Origin of the sequence: Halomonas sp. (genome assembly GCF_031581305.1) — a bacterium.
In the GTDB taxonomy this organism is placed as follows: Bacteria; Pseudomonadota; Gammaproteobacteria; order Pseudomonadales; family Halomonadaceae; genus Halomonas.
The window spans coordinates 1-5,417 of sequence record NZ_JAVLBC010000207.1 but is presented as its reverse complement, the minus strand read 5'-3'; the positions used below and the strand labels follow the sequence as shown (position 1 = coordinate 5,417).

The following is a 5,417-nucleotide window of genomic DNA, read 5'->3' as shown; positions in this document are numbered from 1 at the left end:
AATTCGCCTTCACCCTGGCCGGCGCCGTGGTGATCTCGGGCATCGTCGCCCTCACTCTGTCCCCCATGCTGTCGGGCAAGGTGCTCAAGCCCCATGGCAATCCGGGCCGGTTCGAGCAGGTGGTGGAGCGTACCTTCAATGGCCTATCACGCGGCTACAAGTCTGCGCTGGCTTCACTGATGCAGACCAAATCCGTCGTGGTGTTCTTTGCGGTGGTGGTGCTGGGCTCGATCTACTTCATGGTGATGATGAGCCAGAGTGAGCTGGCACCCACGGAAGATCAGGGCATCCTGTTCTACCAGGGCCTTGGGCCGCAGACATCAACGCTCCAGTATCTCATGGAGCATGGCGATGAAATCCAGGGCCGGATGGCGACGGTGCCGGGCTATGAAGAAGACTTCATGATCATCGGTATTACCAGCCCGAACGCGGTGTTCGGTGGTTTCAAGATGGCACCCTGGAGCGAACGGGAGGTGTCCCAGTTTGAGGTCCAGCCTCAACTGGACGCCGAGCTGAGCAAGGTGACCGGGTTGCAAACCGCCGTGTTCCCCCGTCCGTCGCTGCCGGGCTCGGCTGGCGGCCTGCCGTTCCAGTTCGTGATTTCCACGGGTAGTAGTTACGAGCAGTTGAACCAGGTGGCGGATGAGTTGCTGGGCAAGGCCATGGGCAGTGGCAACTTCATGTTCCTGCAGAAATCCATCAACTTCGACAAGCCGCTGACGCGGATCAAGGTGGATCGGGATCGCGTTGCCGACCTCGGCCTCTCCATGCAGGACATCGGCCAGACCCTGGCCAGCATGCTTGGCGGTGGCTACATCAACCGCTTCAACATGGAAGGCCGGTCCTATCAGGTGATTCCTCAGGTCGACCAGCAGTTCCGTCTGGACGAACAGAAGCTCAACGACTACCAGATCCGCGCCGACACGGGTGAACTGGTGCCCCTGGGCAGCGTTATACGCTTCACCCGCGACGTCGAGCCGTCCAACCGGACCCAGTTCAACCAGCAGAACGCCCTGACGCTGCAGGGTGTTGTCAAACCCGGCGTCGCCATGGGTACCGCCATGGATTATATGGAGCAAACGGCCACCGAGGTGTTCCCTCAAGGCTACAGCTATGACTACACCGGCCAGACCCGGCAGCAGGCGACTCAGGGTAACGCCTTGATGGTGACGTTCTTCCTGTCGCTGCTCGTCATCTACCTGGTGCTGGCGGCCCAGTTCGAAAGCTGGCGCGATCCGTTCATCATTCTGGTGTCAGTGCCCATGTCGGTGGCCGGTGCCATGGCGTTCATCGTGCTTGGCTTCGCCACCATGAACATCTACACCCAGGTGGGTCTGATCACGCTGATCGGGGTGGTCTCCAAGAACGGTATCCTGATTGTCGAGTTCGCCAACCAGTTGCAGAAGGACCGCGGACTGAACAAGGTTGATGCCGTGATTGAGGCGGCCGCCATCCGGCTGCGGCCGATCATCATGACCTCCCTGGCGTTGATCTTTGCCATGGTGCCGCTACTGATTGCCATTGGCCCGGGGGCGGAAAGCCGCTTTGCCATCGGCCTGACCATCAGTGCTGGTCTCGGCATCGGTACGCTGTTCACCATCTTTGTACTGCCGGCGTTCTATATTCTGCTGGGCCGTGAACACCAGCCATCAGAGGACAATGGGTAGCCGCAGACACTGGCTCGGGCAGTGATACGATATCGGCGATGACTTGCCCGAGCCTGAGGAGAGGTCACTACAGCAGCTGAATGGCGACCTCACTCGGCGGGTGGGGTTCGCATCAATGCCAGCTCGGTGTCCAGCAGCACCGTGCCGCGTTCGAGAATCGAGAACTGCTCGTGGTTGCGAAGCCAGTCGTGGAAGAGCCCGCCGAGCATCGCCTGCAGCAATTCGGCGGCCACGTCGGGGCTTAGCTCCGGGCGAAGCTGGCCCAGACGGGCCGCACAGGCGAAGTAATCGGCCAGGGCACCGCAGGCTTCCTCGGCCATCTCGTTCTGCATGGCCAGCGGGTCGATATCGCCGAAGACCTCGCAGTGATGGATAAGGATGGCATGCACGCGCCGGTAGCGGGGCTGCTCGAGACGCTCGAAGCCTTTCAGGCAGGCCAGTCGGATCGCCTCGAGGGGACGCTCGGTGACGCTGGGGTCGCCGATCTCCTCGATGAGTTCCTGGAAGGGCATGCGCACGCGCTGCAGCATGGCCTGGAAGAGGTCGGCCTTATTGCGGAAGTGCCAGTAGATGGCACCGCGGGTCATGTCGGCGTGGCGGGCGATCTGTTCCAGGGAGGTGCGGGCCACGCCCTTCTCGAGAAAGACCTCCTCGGCGGCGTCCAGCAAGGCTTCTCGGGTAGCGGCGGCCTCAGCCTTGGTGCGTCTGGCCATGAAAGCGGGCTCTCCAGCGTTCTGGTAATGGTCATAGTCTACCCGAGTCGTTCCACCTTTTACATACAACATTGTATGTATGATGACGTGCCATTCGCGCTAACCGGGCTCGTGTTCGGCGCGGTAGAGGCGTATAACGAATCCACGAAAAACACCGTTCTGTAATTCAAGGAGCGCGCCCATGGCCCGTGCCCCCTTTGACATCGCCGGTACCCGCGTCTCGCCAGGCTCGCGCATCCAGATCGATGTGCCGGTAGCGCGTCTCTATACCCATGCGCCGCTCTACATTCCGATCGAGGTGGTGCATGGCCGCCAGTCAGGGCCGGTGATGCTGGTCTGTGGCGGCATCCATGGCGACGAGATCAACGGCGTGGAGATCGTGCGCCGACTGCTGCGCTCGAAGCAGCTCCAGGGCCTGCGCGGCACCTTGATCGCCGTGCCGATCGTCAACGTGTTCGGCTTCGTGCAGCACAGCCGCTATTTGCCCGATCGCCGCGACCTCAACCGCTGCTTCCCGGGCAGCGAATCGGGCTCGCTGGGCGGCCGGATGGCGGCGCTGTTCCGCGAGCAGATCGTCGATCACGCCACCCACATCATCGACCTGCATACCGGCGCCATCCACCGCACCAACCTGCCGCAGATCCGCGCCCAGCTGACCCCGGGTGGCGAGACCGAGCGCATGGCCAACGCCTTCGGGGCGCCGGTGATCCTCAATGCCGAGCTGCGCGAGGGCAGTCTGCGCCATTACGCCCAGAATCGCGGCATCCCGGTGCTCACCTACGAGGCCGGCGAGGCACTGCGCTTCGATCAGTGGGCGATCACCCCGGGCGTGCGCGGCGTGCTGCGGGTGATGCGCCGGCTGGGCATGCTGACCGGCGAGCATCGCCGCCGGCCGGTGCCGGCCGCCGAGGTGGCCAACGGCTCGAGCTGGGCCCGGGCGCCCATCGACGGCATTCTGCGCCCCCAGGTGCGGCTCGGCGCGCGGGTGGCCAAGGACGAACTGCTGGGCCGCGTGGCGGACCCCTTCGGCAACGCCGAGGGGGAGGTGCGCTCCGTGGCCGATGGCATCGTGATCGGCATGAGCCGGTTGCCGCTGGCCAACGAGGGCGAGGCGCTCTTCAATATCGCCCGCTTCGATGCTATCGAGGAGGCCGAGAGTGCCATCGAGGACTTCCATTCCAGCCTGGAGCCTCCACCCGACGCGCTCTACTGAGCCTCGCCCGGACGCGGACGGCGCCGATTTCTCGGCGCCGTCCGCATGTCGGGAACCTCCGGCCTCAGGCTACGGCAGCGGCCTCGCGCTCGGGGACCAGGCCCAGGGCGTCATCGAAGACCGGCAGGCCCGCACCCTCGCGATGGGCGTGCTCGGAGAGATGGCGGCGGAACTTGCGCCCGCCCGGCTGGCCCTGGAAGAGCCCCAGCAGGTGGCGGGTAACGTGGTTGAGCTTCGCGCCCTCTGCCAGGCGGCCGGCAATATAGGGGCGCAGCGCGCGGGCCGCCGCATGGCGACTCTCGGCCGGTCCCGGCACGCCGTAGAGGGCTTGGTCGACGCCGGCCAGTAGCCAGGGGTTCTGGTAGGCCTCACGGCCGACCATCACGCTGTCCACGCGCTCGAGCTGCTCCCGGCAGGCGTCGAGCGTCTTCAGGCCGCCGTTGATGCCGATATGAAGCTCGGGATGGCTCGCCTTGAGCCGATGCACGCGACCGTAGTTGAGCGGCGGCACGTCACGGTTCTCCTTGGGGGAGAGTCCCTCGAGCCACGCCTTGCGCGCATGCACGATGAAGGTATCGCAGCCGGCGTCAGCCACGCTGGCAATGAAGCGCTCGAGATCGGCATCCTCGTCCTGGTCGTCGATGCCGATGCGGCACTTGACCGTGACCGGGATCGACACCGCCTCGTGCATGGCGCGCACGGCGGCGGCTACCTTTTCCGGGTGGCCCATCAGGCAGGCGCCGATCATGTTGTTCTGCACCCGGTCGCTGGGGCAGCCGACGTTGAGATTGACCTCGTCATAGCCCCACGCCTCGGCGATGGCTGCGCACTCGGCGAGTTCAACGGCGTCGCTGCCGCCCAGCTGCAGGGCGAGCGGGTGCTCGTCCGCCTCATGGCCCAGGAATCGGCTGCGCGGACTGCCGTGCAGGATGGCGCCGGTGGTCACCATCTCGGTATAGAGCAGGGCGCGCCGCGTCAGGGTCCGGGCGAAGGCGCGGTAGTCGCGGGTCGTCCAATCCATCATGGGGGCCACGGAGAAAGTTCTGTCCAGCGCTGGACGTGCGATGCCAGTATCCATGCGGGTTGTAGCTGTTGCCTTATCTGTCATAACTGTACATATTTACAGTGTTTGAGCCCTGTTTTTCGCCATGCGTTGGTACTTTTTTGGCACACGGGGCCTTGGCGATTTGGTACATCAGGAGGCTTCGCGTGGCGACAATCAGGAAGCGTAAGAGAAAGGACGGCAGTTTCTCATACCTGGCCCAGATCCGCATCGCGCGCCGTGGGCAACCAGACCACTCTGAGTCGCGGACGTTCCCCAGGAAGGCGATGGCCGAGGAGTGGGCGAAGCGTCGCGAGTTGGAGCTCAACGCGCCGGGCGGGATCCTGTCGGCGCAGTGGCGAGGGGTGACTCTCGATAACGCCATGGAGCGCTACCTGCACGAGTTCGCCCAAGATGCCGGCCGCTCCAAGCGGGCGACGATCGAGCAGCTGCAGCGCTTCCCCATTGCCCGGGTGCAGATCACGGCGCTGACCAGCCAGCAGATCATTGAGCACGGTGTGATGCGGCGGAATAGCGGGATCAAGCCGGCCACTATCAACCAGGACATCGTGTGGCTGGGCATCATCCTGAAAACGGCCGTGGCGGCCTGGAAGATGCCAGTGAACCTGAGCGAGTTTGAGGCGGCGAAGCTGCTGTTGCGCTCAAAGGGGCTGATCGGGAAGTCCAAGTCGCGTGACCGGCGGCCGACGGCGGGGGAGATCGAGCGGCTGCGGGCTTACTTCCAGCGCTCGCAGCGGATCCGCCCGAGCGCGGTCATCCCC

At 64.4% G+C, this 5,417-nt stretch carries 5 protein-coding genes; 3 read left to right on the top strand and 2 right to left on the bottom strand.

Annotation, left to right across the window (positions count from 1 at the left end; all coding sequences use genetic code 11):
• The coding region (locus RI841_RS14045; RefSeq protein ID WP_310706254.1) for an efflux RND transporter permease subunit at positions 1 to 1,667 on the top strand (1,667 nt) is incomplete at its 5' end.
• Positions 1,668 to 1,756: 89 nt separating this feature from the next.
• Here the strand turns inward: RI841_RS14045 and RI841_RS14040 are convergent.
• Positions 1,757 to 2,380 (bottom strand): TetR family transcriptional regulator, encoded by a 624-nt coding sequence (locus RI841_RS14040; protein WP_310706253.1) that lies wholly within the window; start codon positions 2,378 to 2,380, stop codon positions 1,757 to 1,759.
• A gap of 181 nt (positions 2,381 to 2,561) precedes the next feature.
• On the opposite strand from RI841_RS14040, the gene RI841_RS14035 reads away from it, so the two are divergent.
• Complete coding sequence (locus tag RI841_RS14035; RefSeq protein ID WP_310706252.1) at positions 2,562 to 3,593, top strand: succinylglutamate desuccinylase/aspartoacylase family protein; 1,032 nt, start codon at positions 2,562 to 2,564, stop codon at positions 3,591 to 3,593.
• A gap of 64 nt (positions 3,594 to 3,657) precedes the next feature.
• Here the strand turns inward: RI841_RS14035 and dusA are convergent, their stop codons facing one another.
• Entirely contained in the window at positions 3,658 to 4,701 is a 1,044-nt protein-coding gene (gene dusA / locus RI841_RS14030) for a tRNA dihydrouridine(20/20a) synthase DusA (protein ID WP_310706251.1), read from the bottom strand.
• Positions 4,702 to 4,922: 221 nt separating this feature from the next.
• Here dusA and RI841_RS14025 point away from each other — a divergent pair.
• Positions 4,923 to 5,417, top strand: a 495-nt coding sequence (locus RI841_RS14025) for a hypothetical protein (RefSeq protein ID WP_310706250.1), incomplete at its 3' end; no start/stop codon positions are given.